11 protein-coding genes are annotated in these 14,470 nt (G+C 69.7%); 4 read left to right on the top strand and 7 right to left on the bottom strand.

Annotation, left to right across the window (positions count from 1 at the left end; all coding sequences use genetic code 11):
- Nucleotides 1–13: 13 nt before the first annotated feature.
- The 3 genes from BJ969_RS18700 to BJ969_RS18690 all read right to left on the bottom strand — a co-directional run bounded on the left by BJ969_RS18700 (nucleotide 14) and on the right by BJ969_RS18690 (nucleotide 2,852).
- On the bottom strand, nucleotides 14–1,408 hold the full coding sequence (locus BJ969_RS18700; protein ID WP_343071480.1) for a NupC/NupG family nucleoside CNT transporter: 1,395 nt from the start codon (nucleotides 1,406–1,408) through the stop codon (nucleotides 14–16).
- 206 nt (nucleotides 1,409–1,614) lie between these two features.
- On the bottom strand, nucleotides 1,615–2,436 hold the full coding sequence (locus BJ969_RS18695; protein ID WP_246456969.1) for an SAM-dependent methyltransferase: 822 nt from the start codon (nucleotides 2,434–2,436) through the stop codon (nucleotides 1,615–1,617).
- A 95-nt stretch (nucleotides 2,437–2,531) separates the two neighbouring features.
- Complete coding sequence (locus BJ969_RS18690) at nucleotides 2,532–2,852, bottom strand: hypothetical protein (protein WP_184480483.1); 321 nt, start codon at nucleotides 2,850–2,852, stop codon at nucleotides 2,532–2,534.
- A 164-nt stretch (nucleotides 2,853–3,016) separates the two neighbouring features.
- Here BJ969_RS18690 and BJ969_RS18685 point away from each other — a divergent pair, with 164 nt between their 5' ends.
- The 4 genes from BJ969_RS18685 (at nucleotide 3,017) to BJ969_RS18670 (ending at nucleotide 8,467) form a co-directional block, all read left to right on the top strand.
- Nucleotides 3,017–4,219, top strand: coding sequence for a helix-turn-helix domain-containing protein (locus BJ969_RS18685; protein ID WP_343071479.1), 1,203 nt, complete (start codon nucleotides 3,017–3,019; stop codon nucleotides 4,217–4,219).
- 617 nt (nucleotides 4,220–4,836) lie between these two features.
- Nucleotides 4,837–5,853 carry a LacI family DNA-binding transcriptional regulator gene (locus tag BJ969_RS18680; protein WP_184480479.1) on the top strand — a complete coding sequence of 339 codons (1,017 nt, stop codon included), beginning with the start codon at nucleotides 4,837–4,839 and terminating at the stop codon, nucleotides 5,851–5,853.
- Nucleotides 5,854–6,191: 338 nt separating this feature from the next.
- The gene (locus BJ969_RS18675; RefSeq protein ID WP_184480477.1) at nucleotides 6,192–7,457 is read left to right on the top strand and encodes an MFS transporter; all 1,266 of its coding nucleotides are present in this window, start codon (nucleotides 6,192–6,194) and stop codon (nucleotides 7,455–7,457) included.
- A 248-nt stretch (nucleotides 7,458–7,705) separates the two neighbouring features.
- Nucleotides 7,706–8,467 carry an SGNH/GDSL hydrolase family protein gene (locus BJ969_RS18670; protein WP_246456960.1) on the top strand — a complete coding sequence of 254 codons (762 nt, stop codon included), beginning with the start codon at nucleotides 7,706–7,708 and terminating at the stop codon, nucleotides 8,465–8,467.
- Nucleotides 8,468–8,694: 227 nt separating this feature from the next.
- Here the strand turns inward: BJ969_RS18670 and BJ969_RS18665 are convergent, their stop codons facing one another.
- From BJ969_RS18665 to BJ969_RS18650, 4 genes are all read right to left on the bottom strand, one after another.
- Nucleotides 8,695–10,398 (bottom strand): DUF7800 domain-containing protein, encoded by a 1,704-nt coding sequence (locus BJ969_RS18665; protein ID WP_184480473.1) that lies wholly within the window; start codon nucleotides 10,396–10,398, stop codon nucleotides 8,695–8,697.
- Nucleotides 10,399–10,474: 76 nt separating this feature from the next.
- The gene (locus BJ969_RS18660; protein ID WP_184480471.1) at nucleotides 10,475–11,491 is read right to left on the bottom strand and encodes a Gfo/Idh/MocA family protein; all 1,017 of its coding nucleotides are present in this window, start codon (nucleotides 11,489–11,491) and stop codon (nucleotides 10,475–10,477) included.
- A 26-nt stretch (nucleotides 11,492–11,517) separates the two neighbouring features.
- Complete coding sequence (locus tag BJ969_RS18655; RefSeq protein WP_184480469.1) at nucleotides 11,518–12,921, bottom strand: sugar porter family MFS transporter; 1,404 nt, start codon at nucleotides 12,919–12,921, stop codon at nucleotides 11,518–11,520.
- Between the two features lie 267 nt (nucleotides 12,922–13,188).
- Nucleotides 13,189–14,106: a sugar phosphate isomerase/epimerase family protein gene (locus BJ969_RS18650; RefSeq protein ID WP_184480467.1), complete on the bottom strand. Its 918-nt coding sequence runs from the start codon at nucleotides 14,104–14,106 to the stop codon at nucleotides 13,189–13,191.
- Between the last annotated feature and the right edge of the window lie 364 nt (nucleotides 14,107–14,470).

Genomic DNA, 14,470 nt, shown 5'->3' with positions numbered 1-14,470 from the left:
CGTGCGACTCGCGCTAGATGAGCATTCCCGCGATGGCCGCGCTCATCAGGTTCGCCAGCGTGCCGCCCGCGATCGCGCGCATCCCGAACTCGGCGATCAGCGGGCGGCGGGACGGCACCAGGCCACCGAGACCGCCGAGCAGGATCGCCAGCGACGAGAAGTTCGCGAAACCGGTCAGCGCGAAGGTGATGATGATGGCGGTGTGCGGTTCGAAGCTCGCCGCCTGCGGACCGAAGTCGCTGAAGGCGACGAACTCGTTGAGCACCAGCTTCTGCCCGACGAAGCCGCCCGCGACCACGGCGTCGTCCCACGGCACGCCGATCAGCCACATCACCGGGGCGAACACGTAGCCGATGATCTGCTCGAAGGTGATGTCGCCCAGCCCGACCAGGCCGCCGAACGCGCCGAGGATCAGGTTCAGCAGGGCGATCAGCGAGACGAACGCGAACAGCATGGCGCCGACGTTGAGCGCGAGCTTCAACCCGTCGGAGGCACCGGCGGCTGCGGCGTCGATGACGTTGCGCGGCTTGGTCTCCAGAGCTTCGCTGTCGTCGACCGCCGTCGCGGTGTCCGCCTTCTCCGGCTCGCCGGTGTCCACAGTGGACGTGTCGGCTTCGGGCTCTTCGGTGACGGGCTTCTCGGCGGCGGGCTTCTCGGCGGAGGAGGCGGGCTTCGGGTTCTTCGAGAACCACGCCGCCAGGCCGCGCCGTTCGGTGCGCGCCGCGGCGGCGTGCTCGGCGTCGCCGGTGGCCTGCTCGGTCTCCGGCACGATGATCTTGGCCATCATCAGCCCGGCGGGGGCGGCCATGAAGCTCGCCGCGATGAGGTGGTCCAGGTTCGCGCCCAGCAACGCGTAGCCGACCATCACCGAACCGGCCACAGTGGACAGTCCGCCGACCATGACGGCGAAGAACTCGGACCGCGTCATGCCCGCCAGGTAGGGGCGCACCACCAGCGGCGCCTCGGTCTGCCCGAGGAAGATGTTGGCCGTCGCGTTCAGCGACTCCGCGCGCGTCGTGCCCAGCACCGCGCGCAGGCCGCCACCGACCACGCGCACCACCCACTGCAGCACGTTCCAGTGGTAGAGCACCGCCGTCAGCGAGGCCACGAACACGATGATCGGCAGCACCTGGAAGGCGACCACCGTCGCGCCGTTGGTCGGCATGACCGGCCCCAGCAGGAAGTCGATGCCCTCCTTCGACGAGTCGATCACGCGCTGCACCCCGGAGGACACCGCGCTCAACGCCTGCTTGCCGGCGTCCCACCGCAGCACGATGAAGGCGAACACCAGCTGGATCGCCAACGCCCCGAACACGGTGCGCGGCCGGATGGCCCGACGATCGGTGGACAACGCGAAAGCGATCAGCAAGAGCACCACCATGCCCGCTGCGCCCCAGAGCACCTGCACGTGACCCACCTTTCGTCGATGCGGTTCGCGGAATGCTCGCATCCCCGTCAATCAGGTGTGCGACCGGCCTCACCACGGGAAATGTGGCAACGCGACCCGTTCGTCCATCCGGACCGAGGCGGGCTTCGGGCGAACGGCGCAACGGCCGGTGCCGGTCCGGGCCGCTGCTCGCGCGCCGGACTCGGCGATCGGTCGCGGTTCGCCGTTCAGCGGAGCACGCCCACGCCGCCGTAGACCAGGGAGTCGACGGCATCCTCGTCGAGGCGTTCGTCGGGGCGCCACTCCGAGACGAAACCGGCTCCCGGCTCGACCATCTCGAAGTCGCCGAACAGGTCGGCGATCCACCGCGACGGGCGCGGCGTGGCGGGATTGGTGCTGGTGGCGAACAGCGCCGTCAGCTGGGCGAGCTCCTCGGGGCGGGCCTCGTCGGCGGCGTGGCTGATCGCGAGCATGCTGCCGGGGGCCAAGGCCCGCCGGTAGCGCGCGACGAGCTCGGCCGGGTGGTCCTCGTCCGGGATGAAGTGCAGCAGGGCCAGCATCAGCAGCATCACCGGCTGGTCGAAGTCCAGCAGCCGCCGCGTGTCGGGATGTCCCAGGATCACGTCCGGCCGGCGCGCGTCGGCCTGCACGATCGTCGCGTGCGCGTCGTCGTCGAGCAGCAGCCGGCTGTGCGCCACGGCGACGGATTCGTAGTCGACGTAGACCACGGGGCAGGACGGGTCGAGCTCGTGCACGATCTCGTGCACGTTGCCGACGGTGGGAATGCCGGAGCCGATGTCGAGGAACTGCCGCACCCCGGACTCCATCGCGTGCAGCACGGCGCGGCGCAGGAATTCGCGGTTGATGCGGCTGGACGCGGCGATGCCGGGGAAGATCCGCTCGGCCTCGCGGGCGAACCGGCGGTCCGATTCGAAGTTGTGGCCACCGCCGAGGAGCACGTCGTAGACCCGTGCCGCGCTCGGCTTGGTGATGTCGACGTCAGCCGGGATCCAGTCCTGCTCGCCCAATCCGCACCTCTTCGCGATCAACGATGTTCCCTCGAAGGATGCCGCAGGAAGGGCATCGGAGGGTCGCGAATCGATCACGGAACCAGGTGCGGTCGGGCGGGTCGCGCGGAGTTCGCTCAGCCGCCGTCGATGCCGCGTTGGTCGGGGTCGTCCGGACGTGCGCGCCGGGCGGCGATCCGGATGCAGCGCATGCACGGCATGCCCGTGGATTCCTCGACGAGCGAGGGATCCAGCGGCATCCCGCACAACGTGATCAGCACGTCGCGCGGCGTCCAGGTCGCGGCGTGCACGACGCGAGCGCGTTCGCCGACGATTCCGGCGCGGTAGCGGACGTTGAGCACGGTGGGTTCGGGCGGCGGGCGCCCGTGGTCGGCGTCGACCATCTCGGGAAGTGCCACCGTTCCGGGTTCGGGTTGGCAGTCGTGAAAAGCAGGCATGTCTCTCACCTGACTAGCTCGCGGTGGGTGAGCGCTTGTCCTGTCAAGTTACGACCGTGCTGCACTATGGAGTGACAGCTATGTGACAGTGCAGCAATAAGGTGCTCACTCCAACGTGTGTCACCTAGTCTGGTGGTCTCATGGCCCCACGTGGAAGGAGTCCCGTGCCACGGCCCGAACAGGGACTGGCCCTCGGTGACCGCGTCGCGATGGCCCGCAAAGTCGCCGGACTCAACCAGCAGGCCCTAGCCCAGCGGGCCAATTACAGCATCAGCATGCTCCGAGCGGTCGAACAGGGACGTGAACCCGGATCGCCCGCGTTCGTCGCGGCCGTGGCCCGTGCGCTGGGCATAGAGGCCGAAGAGCTCTACGGCCAGCCCTACCGCGGCACGCTCGACGACGACGGTGGCGTGCCACCGGGGATGACCGAACTGCGCACGCTGTTCGCCGAAGGCCGCTACGCGCTCCCGCTGGATCCCGGCTCGCCCGAGGAGCTCGAAGCCGACCTGGGCAAGGCGCGGGAGCTCCGGCACTCCGACCGCGCCCGGCAGGCGATCGAGATGACGCCGTCGTTGCTGCGCAGGATGGCCGGCGCCATCCACCAGGCGAGCACCGACTCCGGTCGCGAACGGGGGTACCGGCACCTCGCGCAGGCCTATGGCAACACAGCGCAACTGGTCTACCGGTTCGGGTGGATTCCACTTGCGACACAGGCCGTGGACCTGATGGAACTTGCTGCGGAGCGTAGCGATGATCCGCTGTTGGCCGCTCACGCTGTGCAACACCGCGCGCTGATCCTGATGTCGTGCGCGGCGTACGACACCAGCACCCGTCTGGTGCAGCACTCGCTGGACCTGTTGGAGTCCAGACCGGACAGTGAGGAGGTGCTGGCGCTGCGCGGATCGGCGCACCTGCGCGGCGCGATGATCTCCGCGCGCGATTGCGAGCTGGACCGCGCCCGCGAGCACATCGCGGAGGCGCGGGTGATCGGCCGACGCCTCGGCCGGTCCTCCACCGCCTACGACACGAACTTCGGTCCCGGCAACGTGGAGATCCACGACGTGGCCGTCTCGCTGGAGGGCGGTGATCCCGGCAAGGCGGCGCGCGACGGCTCCGAGCTGCAACTGCCCGACGACATGCGGGCCAACCGGGTCGGCCACCACTGGCAGGACGTCGCCCGAGCCTGGGTGATCGTCAACGATCACACCAACGCACTGCGCGCCCTGAGCAACGCGCGCCGCGTCGCCCCGCAGCAGACCCGCTACCACCCGCAGGTCCGCGAAACGGCCCGAGCCATCGCCATGGCCGAACGCCGCAAATCCGACAGCATCGCGCACTTCACCAACTGGCTCGGCCTCAAAGTCTGACCCGCCCCGACAAGCACCGGCAGACCACAGCAGGACCACCAGCCAAGCCCACAAAAGCAAGCAAAGCCCCCGAACCAAAGCCCACCCCGTACGGCCGAAGGCCGTGGCCCTGCGGCCGAAGGCCGTGCCTCGGGCGGGCGAGAGCCCCGCCTGCTTCGCGGCCAAAGGCCGTGCCCCGCGGCGAAGCCGTGCAGTGGGCGGCGAAGCCAGCCTGCTTTGCGGCCGTAGGCCGTGCCTGTATTCGCGCAGCGAATAGCCCACGTCACAAAGCCGACCACCGGCGGGTTCTCAGTCGGTCTCTCGCGAGGACAGCTTTTTCCCTCGTGGCGGAGCCACTTGGGAAAAAGATCCCGCAGCGAGAGACCGACTGAGGTTCCGCTACCCGGACACCCCAGCAACACCAGCCGTGGAAGCAATCCTGAAACCCGACCTTCCACGCACCACCGAAACCACACGCCCAAGCCGGGGAAGGCTCTACAACCCGACGCCCCACGCCAAGCCGAACCCGGCTCCAAAACCCGCCCCACACGCCAAGCCGAACTCGCCTCCAAAGCCACCCCACTCCCAACGCAAAGCCCACTTCGGCGGTGGAAAGCGGTGGGGGGCACCCTGGTGTCATGGTCAGCATCAAGGACGTCGCCGAACGCGCCGGAGTCTCGGTGGCCACCGTGTCCAACGCGCTCAACCGCCCGGACCGGGTTTCGGTCACCACCAGGGCGCGGGTGTTGTCGGTGATCGATGAGCTCGGTTACGTCCGCAGCGAGTCCGCTCGTCAGCTCCGCGCGGGGCACAGCCGCATCATCGCGCTGCTCGTGCTGGACATGGGGAATCCGTTCTTCGTCGATGTCGCCCGGGGTGTGGAGGCGGCGGCGCGTGCGGAGGGGATCGGCGTGATGTTGTGCAATTCGGGGCAGGACCCGGAGGCCGAGGCGCTGTACTTGTCGTTGTTCGCGGAGCAGCGGGTGCGCGGTGTGCTGGTGACTCCTGCCGATGTCGGCGGTGCCAATCTGGATTCCTTGCGGCGGCAGGGGATTCCTTCGGTGCTGGTGGACCGGAAGGTCGGCAGCGAGCAGGCTTGTTCGGTCGCGGTGGACGACGTGGCGGGCGGCGCGCTCGCGGTGCGCCACCTCGTCGAGCAGGGGCATCGGCGGATCGGTTACGTCAGCGGGCCCGCTTCGTTGACGCAGTGCCTCGATCGGCGGACCGGCGCGCTGGCCGCGCTGCGGGAGGCGGGTGTGGACGAGGACGCGCTGAACGTGCTGGAGGTGCCCGCGCTGGATGTGGCTTCCGGGCGGGACGCGGGTGCCCGGTTGCTGGGGTTGCGGTCCCGGCCGACTGCGGTGTTCTGCGCGAACGATCTGCTCGCGCTGGGGCTGCTGCAGTCGTTGTTCGCGGCGGGGATCCGGGTGCCGGAGGACATCGCGCTGGTCGGTTACGACGACATCGAGTTCGCCGCGGCGGCGGCGGTGCCGCTGACTTCGGTGCGCCAGCCCGCGTTCCGCATCGGGCGCAAGGCCGCCGAGCTGGTGCTGGCCGAGACCGATCGCGATACCGCGGCCGGGCACGTGCACCAGCAGGTGATCTACGAACCGGAGCTGGTGGTGCGGCGCTCCAGCTTGCCGGCGTCCCGCTGAATCCGTCCCAACCGGACACTTCCGGCGTGGATGCGCCCATCCGGTGTCCTGGAACGCCCGGACGGGGGCTTCTCGCGCCGACGCCGTTTCGGTAACACGTTCCCATCGGTGTTCCGGCCGAGGGGATCGCTGCTCGGTCGCACGTCGACCGCGCGGCCGGTGCTCGGCCCCGCTCGCCTCCTCTCGCACCACCGGAGGCCCGGCGGGGCGTGGGCGAGTTCGCGCGGCATCCGGACGGCGGACGACGGGAGCGCGCTTCGATGAACAGCACCGGGTCTTCTGGGGCGGCCGACGCGAGTCCTACTCGCACGCAGTGGAAGTGGACGGCGTTGGCCTCGATGGCCTCTTACATCGATGCGGGTTCGATCGTCGCCGCGGCGGCGGGCCTGCCGCTGTGGGAGGCGTATCTCGGGTTGGGTTCGACCGCGGTGGGCATGCTCACCGCGTTCAGCTCCAACGCGATCTCCGCTGCGATCGGCGCGCTGATCGGGGGCAGGCTCGGGGACAGGTTCGGCCGCAAGCGCGTGTACGCGTGGGATCTGCTGGTGTTCGCCTTCGGCATCGTGTGGATCGTGTGCGCGGTGAACCTGCCGATGTTGTTCATCGGTTACGTCATCGTGGGACTGGCCGTCGGAGCCGATCTGCCGACTTCGCTGGCGCTGGTCGCCGAGTTCGCGCCGAGTCGCGCGCGGGGCAGGTTGATCGGTGTCACCCAGGTCGCTTGGAGCCTGGGGCCGATGGTGACCTTGCTGCTCGCGTTCGCGTTGGCACCGTTGGGGTTGCTGGGCGTCCGGATCGTGTTCGCGCACTTGTTCGTCGTCGCCGTGGTCACGTGGTACTTGCGGCGGGGCATGGTCGAGTCCGCGCGGTGGCAGCAGGCCCGGCAGGCCGCGGTGGACAGCGGGAACCCGCTCGCCGCGGGGCGGCTGCGGGACGTGTTCACCGGCCGGAACCTGCGGGCGCTGGTGTTCACCGGCGGTCTGTACGCGTTGTGGAACACGGTGGCGGGGACGAACGGCGCGTTCCTGCCGTACATCCTGCAGCGCACGGGTGACGTCGATCAGGCGACGAGCGTCGGCGTCCAGGCGTTCAACTACCTGCTCACGATGCTGGCGGTGGCACTGGTGTTCATGCCGATGGCCGATGGCTCCCGCCGCAGGCCGCTGTTCGCGTTCGGGGCGGTGCTGCAGATCGCCGCGTTCGCCTGCTTCGCGTTCCTGCCGATCGGGGTGGGGGTGGCGATCGCGAACGTGGCGCTGTTCGGGATCGGTGCGGCGTTCGCGGGAGAATCGTTCTACAAGTTGTGGTCGCAGGAGATGTTCCCGACGATGCTGCGCGCGACCGCGCAGGGGATCACGTTCGCCTTCGCTCGCATCGTGCTCGGAATCTGGAGCTTCCTCGTTCCGCTCATGATCGTTTCTTCGTTCGGATTGGCGGGGATGTCGATGATCATGATGGGGATGCTGGTGCTGTTCGCCGTGCTCGGACTGGTGGGCATGCCTGACTCCGCGGGCAGGTCACTGCATGCGCTGGATCAGAAACCGTACACTTCGGACACCGCCGAAAGGGTCGACCCGGGTAGTGATATCAAGGGCGCTGAGTAATCGAATTCGAATCGAATCCACCTGATCGGGGAATTTACTTCGGGCTTTTGGTTCCTTCTTGATTCGACGGTGAAAATGACGCGTGTCGGCAATTCGCCAACCTGGTGGATGTGGTCGATTGGGGACGTTCAATCGATCCCAGCCGGAACATCCGAGTTCTGGGGTCGGAGAGTTCGTTCGGAGGATCCATGCGTCACATTCGGGGGGTCGCGCGTGCCGTCGCGGCGACCGTAGTCATCGGAACATCCATGATCGGGGCGCCGGCGTTCGCGGCGCAGGCCGACACGAACTACGTGGCGCTGGGCGACTCGTTCGCTTCGGGCACGGGAACCAGGGACTACTTCGAGGACAGCGGGGACTGCCTGCGCAGCCCCAAGGCCTACCCGCAGCTGCTGGCCGACGCCAACGGCGCCACCTCGTTCTCCTTCGACGCCTGCTCGGGCGCCACCACCGACGACCTCAACGCCGATCAGCTCGGGTCGCTGTCGGCGGACACCACGCTGGTCACGGTGCAGATCGGCGGCAACGACATCGGCTTCGCCAAGGTCATCCAGAACTGCCTGCTCGGCAACGACGAAGCCTGCGAAGGCGCTGTCGCCGAGGGGGAGGCGCAGACCCGCGACGAACTGCCCGCCAAGCTCGACGCCACCTACGCGGGCATCCGTTCCGCCGCGCCCAACGCGGAGATCGTCGTCGTCGGCTACCCGCGGATCACCGAACTCGGCGACTGCGGCATCCCCGGCTTCACCGACGCCAAGCGGGAGCAGATCAACGCTGGTGCCGACGTGCTCGCCGAAGTGATCTCCGAGCAGGCCCAGGCCGCCGGGTTCGCCTACGCCGACCCGCGCGACTCCTTCGACGGGCACGGCGTCTGCGGCGATCCGGAGTGGATCAACGGTCCGAGCACCCCGTTGCAGGAGTCGTTCCACCCCAACGTCTCCGGCCATGCCGACGGCTACCTCCCCACGGTTTCCTCCGCCGTCGGCTCCGCGGCCGAGGTGCTCGGGTAGCGGAACGAACCTGTTTTCGATCTCGGCCCGCGCAGGGGGCGGGTAGCGGAATCTCAGCGGCTCCCTCGCCGCGGGATCGATTTTTCGGGTGGCTCCGCCACCCGCGAAATCACCGTCCTCGCGAGGAAGCCGCTGAGAACCCGCTGGTGGTCGGTTTGGTCTGGTGGTCGCTGATCAGCGGCTTCGCCGCTGCCGAGGTGAAGACCGGAAGCCGGGGCGAGGAATCGTCAGGTGAGGCGGGAGCGGTGGATCGTGGTGAGGCCGCCGTCGTCGTCGGCTCGTTGCAGGGAGAGCAGGGCGTGTTCGCCGTCCGCGTCCAGGAGCCCGACCATGTTGCCGAAGTACGGGCCCGTCGACTTCGTCCAGCGCAGCGGGACCGGCGGAACCCCGGCTCGTCCGGCCAGCCTCCGGAACACGCCGGTGAGCAACCGGGACCAGGCCATGCGCAGCGGCACCGTCAGGTGCGGGGGAGTGGCGTTGTGCAGCGGTGAGCACGTCACCTGCACCACGCGGGACCGCGTCGGCGGGGTGAACTCGGCCTCCGCCAGGTAGCTGTGGTGCACGTCCCCGGACAGCACGGACACCGAAGCCGTCCCCGATCGATCCGCCGCGTCGCGCAGCACCCCGGTGAGCCGGTCGAAGGAAGCGCGGAACGCGGCCCAATGCTCCAGGTCGCCCGCTTGGCGGATCCGTTCGGCGAGCTTCGGCCACCGCCCCCGGTCGGAGCAGGCCGCCTCGTTCCAGGACTGCAGGTGGTGCACGGCGTGCGGCAGCAGCCACGGCAGCGAGGTCGCGACCACCACGTGCTCGTGCGCGTCGCCGCGAACCGCGGGTGCCGCGTCCCCGGACACGCCCGCAGGCTCGGCCGCGTCCGCGTCGACGCGCAGTTGAGCGCGCAGCCAGGCGAAGTCGATCTCGGAGAGCATCGCGCGTTCGCCGCCCTCCAAGATCCGGCCCGCGCGGGTGTCCAGCACGATCAACCGCAGCGATCCGAGGTCGCGGCGGTAGCTCCAACGCACGTTCTTGTACCGCCCGTGGGCCTGGCCCGGCGCGGCCTGCGGCGCGCGGAGTTCGATGTCGGCGCCCGCCGCGAACTCGCGCAGCACCGGCAACGCGTCACCGGCCCGGCCCGCCGCCAGCACCGCCAAGTAGGTCGGGTCCTGCTCCAGGTCGTCCGGGCCGAGGTTGCCGATGTGCTGGTAAACCCAGTAGGAGACGAGCCCGCCGAGCAGGCGCTCCCGCCACCACGGCTCGGCGGCCATCGCGGTGCGCCACTCCAGCGAGGTGTTCCAGTCGTCCCGGACGTCGTGGTCGTCGAAGATCATCATGCTGGGCACGGTGGACAGCAGCCACCGCACCAGCGGATCGCCCCAGCCGTACCGGTAGAGCGCGGTGTACTCCTCGAAGTCCGCGATCTCCTCGCCGGGCGGTTCGGACAGGTCGCGTCGCTGCGCGAGCTCCCGGCGCACCTGCGGTGCGGTCTGGTCGGCGTAGACCTGATCACCGAGGAACAGCATGGCGTCCGGCCAGTGCCGCTCCGGCGCGTCCATCAGCCGTCGTGCGCAGGACTCCAACGCGTCCGGACCCAGCGCGCGGCGCCGTGCGGCGTCCTCGGTCGGTCCGAACCGGCACGACCCGAACAGCAGCCGGGCCTTCGCCCCGCGCGGCACCGTGCGGATCCGGCTCGGCGGGTGCGTGTCGCCGGGGACCGGCCAGGCCGGCGTGCCGTCCACCCGCACGTCGTACGGCGTCGACGTGCCGGGCAGCAGGCCGCGGATCGGGACGAGGGCGTAGTGGTGCCCGCCGACCTGGAAGGTGTCGACGGCGTTGCCGAGCACTTCGACCGTGCAGGCCGCGTCCAGCTCCAGCCACACCGTCGCCGACGTGTCGTCGGTGTAGCGGAGGATCGGCCCCAGCACCACATTCGTCACGGGCCTTGCATACAGCACCGGAGGGCGCGGTGAAAGCGCTCGTGCGCCCGGAGCCCCGCGCCGATCGTCCGGCGACTCAGCCGCGCACCTCCTCGATGGTCACCGGCCGCCCCGTCCGGCGGGACAGGTCGCAGGCCTCGGCCACGTACAGCGCCTCCAGCGCTTCGGCGGCGGTGCACGGATTCGGTCTGCGGCCCGCGGCGACCTCGACGAACTCGGTGAGCTCCGCGACGTAGGCGCTGCGGAACCGTTCCAGGAACGTGCGGTACGGCTCGGCCGACGGCCACGTCACGCCCTGTTCGGCCGACGGCAGCGGTGCGCGGTCGTCGTTGCCGACGAACACCGCGTCCCGCGAGCCGCAGACCTCCAGCCGCACGTCGTGCCCCGCGCCGTTGTAGCGGGTGGCGGTGGCCGTGGCCAGCAACCCGTCGTCGAACTCCAGCAACGCCGCGCCGGTGTCCACGTCATCGCCTGCGGCGAAGAAGTCGGCGCCCCGGTTGGCGCCCCGCGCGTACACCGAGACGACCTCGCGGCCGGTGATCCAACGCAGCACGTCGAAGTCGTGGATGCTGCAGTCCCGGAACAGTCCGCCGGACGTGGCGATGTACTCCGCGGGCGGCGGGTCCTGGTCCCCGGTGACCGCGCGGAGCGTGTGCAGCCAGCCGAGCCGTCCGCTGCGGATCGCGTCGCGCGCCGCGCGGTATCCCGCGTCGTAGCGGCGCTGGAACCCGATCTGCAGCGGAGTGCGCACCGCCTCGTCGTGCTCGACGACCTCGCGGGTGCCGGGCGCGTCCAGCGCTACGGGTTTCTCGCAGAACACCGGCACTTCGCGGTCCAGGGCCGCGTGGATCAGCGCGGCGTGCGCGTGGGTGGCCGCGGTGATCACCACGGCGTCCACCCCGCCGGAGTAGAGGTCGTCGGAGGTGCCTGCGGCTTCGGCCGCCCAGCCTTCGGATCGGAGTTCGTCGGCGAGCCGGCTCGCGCGTTCGGGCAAGGCATCGGTGATCCGGAGGTCGGTCACGCCGTCCACGTTCAGCAGGGTGCGGGCGTGCATGGTGCCGATCCGGCCGGTGCCGATCAGTCCTAACCGCATCGTCGTCCCTTCGTCCGGGTCCTGCGCTACGCGTAGCGCAGCCGCATGTCCGCTTCCAGTTCCTCCAGGCTGCGGCCCTTCGTCTCCGGCACGAGCCGCACGCTGAACACCAGCGACCCGACGCCCAGCGCCGCGAACACCCAGAAGGTCGCGCTGCCGCCGAGCGTCGCCACCATCGGCGGGAACACCAGCGCCACCACGAAGTTCGTCAACCACAGCACCAGCACCGCGATGCCCATCGCGAACCCGCGGATCTTCAGCGGGAACAGCTCGGTGATCATCAGCCAGGTCACGGTGCTGACGCTGCTCTGCTGGAACGCCATGTAGACGACCATCAGGCCGAGGGTCAGGTAGCTGACCCAGGTCGCCCCGGCGGGCAGCAGGAACGCGAGGCCCAGCAGCACCAGGCACCCGGTCACCCCGACCTGCCCGGTGATCAGCAGTGGTCGCCTGCCCACGCGGTCCATCAGCAGCAGACCGACGAGCGCGGCCAGCACCGAGATGACGCCGATCGAGATGGTCGCCACGATGGAGGCGACCTCGCCCAGGCCGGTCTGCGTCAACAGCATCGGCGCGAAGTAGATGATCGTGTTCACGCCGGTGATCTGCTGCACCACCGCCAGCCCGATGCCGATGAAGAACAGCCTGCGCAGCCACCGCGACCGCAGTTCCCGCCAGCCGCGGGCCGCGGACTCCTGCTCGTTGGCCGTGGTGATCTGCGCGAGTTCCCGTTCGGCCTCGTCGTGCGAGCGGCCCCGGTGCAGCACGCCGCGGGCTTCGTCGAACCGGTCCTTGCTCGCGTACCAGCGGGGGCTGTCCGGCAAGAACACCATGCCCACGCCCAGCAGCACCGCCGGGATGGTCGCGAGGCCGAGCATCCAGCGCCACGCGCCCGCCTCCGCTAGCAGCGCGTTCACGATGTAGGCCGCCAGCTGCCCGGTGACGATCATCAGACCGTTGAACGTGACGAGGCTGCCGCGCACGTGTGCGGGCGCCATCTCCGAGATGTAGAGCGGCACCACCACCGATGCGGCGCCCACCGCGATTCCCAGCACCACGCGGGAGAGCACGAGGATCGGGACGTCCGGGGTCAACGCCGACCCGAGCGTGCCCACCACGAACACCACCGCGGTGCCGATCAGCAGCGGCCGTCGCCCGGCGCGGTCGGCGATCCGGCCGCCGAACAGCGCACCCGCGGCGGCGCCGATCAGCAGCGCGCTGGTGACCAGACCTTCCAGGAACGGGGTGAGCCCGAACTGCGGCGTCATGAACAGCAAGGCACCGGAGATCACGCCGGTGTCGTAGCCGAACAGCGCACCACCCAGCGCGGAGATCACCGCGACCAGCAGGATGAAGCGCTTGGCCTTGCGCACCGCGGCGGCATCGGTCGGGCCGCCGGGCCCGTCGTTCGAGAGCGTATTCGCCACCATCGGCCTCTCAGTTCTCACCGCGCGGCCGGATTCGTCGGCCGTCTTCCTCGTGGCCGAACTCGGCCGGTGTCGATAGTGCCGCTGACGGGGTGAATGCCCGTCGGGCGTCATGCTGTCATCCTGCTCCACGCAGGACGGGCGACAGCGCCTGGCGGGCCGGTTGCGGGGTCGATCAGCAGTCGGTCCACAGTGGATTGGTCAGTGATCATCGGTAGCGCGGTGCCGGATCTCGCGGCGCAGCAACCATTCCCGGGCCGACGGGAACCCTCAGCCGGTGCCCGCTCCGCAACGGGTCAGGAAGTCCCGAGTGCGTCGCGCGATGGGCAGCGGTACCTCCGGGTCGCACGGGTAGAGGTCCTGCTCGACGATGGCGAACAGGTCGGCGTCGAGATCTCCGGTGGCCTGGATGATCGGTTCCAGTTCCGGAACCCCGTTCGGCGGCTCACACATCACGCCGCGCCGCACCGCCGGGCCGAACGGCAGGTCCTCGTCCCGCACCCCGGCCAGCACCCGCGGATCCACCTGCTTGAGGTGCAGGTAGCCGATGCGGCTCGGGTACTTCTCGATCAGCTCCAGGTTGTTCCCGCCGCAATAGGAGATGTGCCCGGTGTCCAAGCACAACTTCACCAGGTCGGGATCGGTCATCTCCAGGAACCGCTCCACGTTCGGCTGGGTGTCGACGTGGCTGTCGGCGTGCGGGTGGAACCGCAGTCCCAGCCCGAATTCTTCGTGCACCGCTCTGGCGAGCCGGTCGATGCCGGCGCCCAGCGAGCGCCACGCGTCGTCGTCGAGCGCGCGGTCCTCGAGCTGTTCGCCGCTGGCCTGGTCGCGCCACATCTCGGGGATGACCACGAGGTGCCCGGCTCCGAGCGCCGCGGTGAGCCCGGCGACTTCGCGGACGTGCGCCCACATCTCGTCCCAGACGTCGCCGCGGTGGAACGCGGTGAAGCAGGTGCCCGCCGACAGGGTCAGCTCCCGCCGGGCGAGTTCGTCCCGCAGCCGCCGCGGATCGGTGGGCAGGTAGCCGTACGGGCCGAGTTCGACCCACCGGTACCCGGCCTCGGCCACTTCGTCCAGGAAGCGCTCCCAGGGTGGTTGCCGCTCGTCCTGGGGGAACCAGACGCCCCAGGAGTCCGGCGCCGAACCGACCCGCAGCCGGCCCTCGGCCGCATTGCCGTTGCTCATCGAAATCTCCTTGTGCTGCCGCGTCGCGGCGGAAGTCCGAATCTGCGGCACCGGAGGAGCCGGTGCGGATGTCCGTTCGTGGCCCGGAGAATTTCGCGCGGGCGGAATCGCGGAGCGAAGAGGTGCTGGTCGAGGTGCGCGTGAGCGCCGACTGTGACGCCGATCTCCGTGTCCGTAGTTTTCCCCGGCTGGCCCGGCCCTGTCAAGACTTGGTCCTGACATACTTACGTACGGATGATTCGCGGAAAGTCGCCGTGACGGTGAATCCGCGCAGGTCCGGGTGATTCGGAGTCCGTGCGCGGATGCGGGCCCGCGTCACTCGGCCGGGGTGGCGAGGAAGGCGCGGGTCGAGCGGCGTGCGTGA

It is taken from the genome of Saccharopolyspora gloriosae, from assembly GCF_014203325.1.
Taxonomy (GTDB): Bacteria; Actinomycetota; Actinomycetes; order Mycobacteriales; family Pseudonocardiaceae; genus Saccharopolyspora_C; species Saccharopolyspora_C gloriosae.
Note: the sequence above shows the minus strand (reverse complement) of the source record. Positions and strands in the feature narration are given on the sequence as shown.

Coding starts and splice junctions, on each gene's coding strand:
- BJ969_RS18650 (WP_184480467.1), bottom strand. CDS start 14,106: ATGAGCAACGGCAATGCGGCCGAGGGCCGGCTGCGGGTCGGTTCGGCG.
- BJ969_RS18680 (WP_184480479.1), top strand. CDS start 4,837: ATGGTCAGCATCAAGGACGTCGCCGAACGCGCCGGAGTCTCGGTGGCC.
- BJ969_RS18675 (WP_184480477.1), top strand. CDS start 6,192: ATGGCCTCTTACATCGATGCGGGTTCGATCGTCGCCGCGGCGGCGGGC.
- BJ969_RS18690 (WP_184480483.1), bottom strand. CDS start 2,852: ATGCCTGCTTTTCACGACTGCCAACCCGAACCCGGAACGGTGGCACTT.
- BJ969_RS18670 (WP_246456960.1), top strand. CDS start 7,706: ATGATCGGGGCGCCGGCGTTCGCGGCGCAGGCCGACACGAACTACGTG.
- BJ969_RS18660 (WP_184480471.1), bottom strand. CDS start 11,491: ATGCGGTTAGGACTGATCGGCACCGGCCGGATCGGCACCATGCACGCC.
- BJ969_RS18655 (WP_184480469.1), bottom strand. CDS start 12,921: ATGGTGGCGAATACGCTCTCGAACGACGGGCCCGGCGGCCCGACCGAT.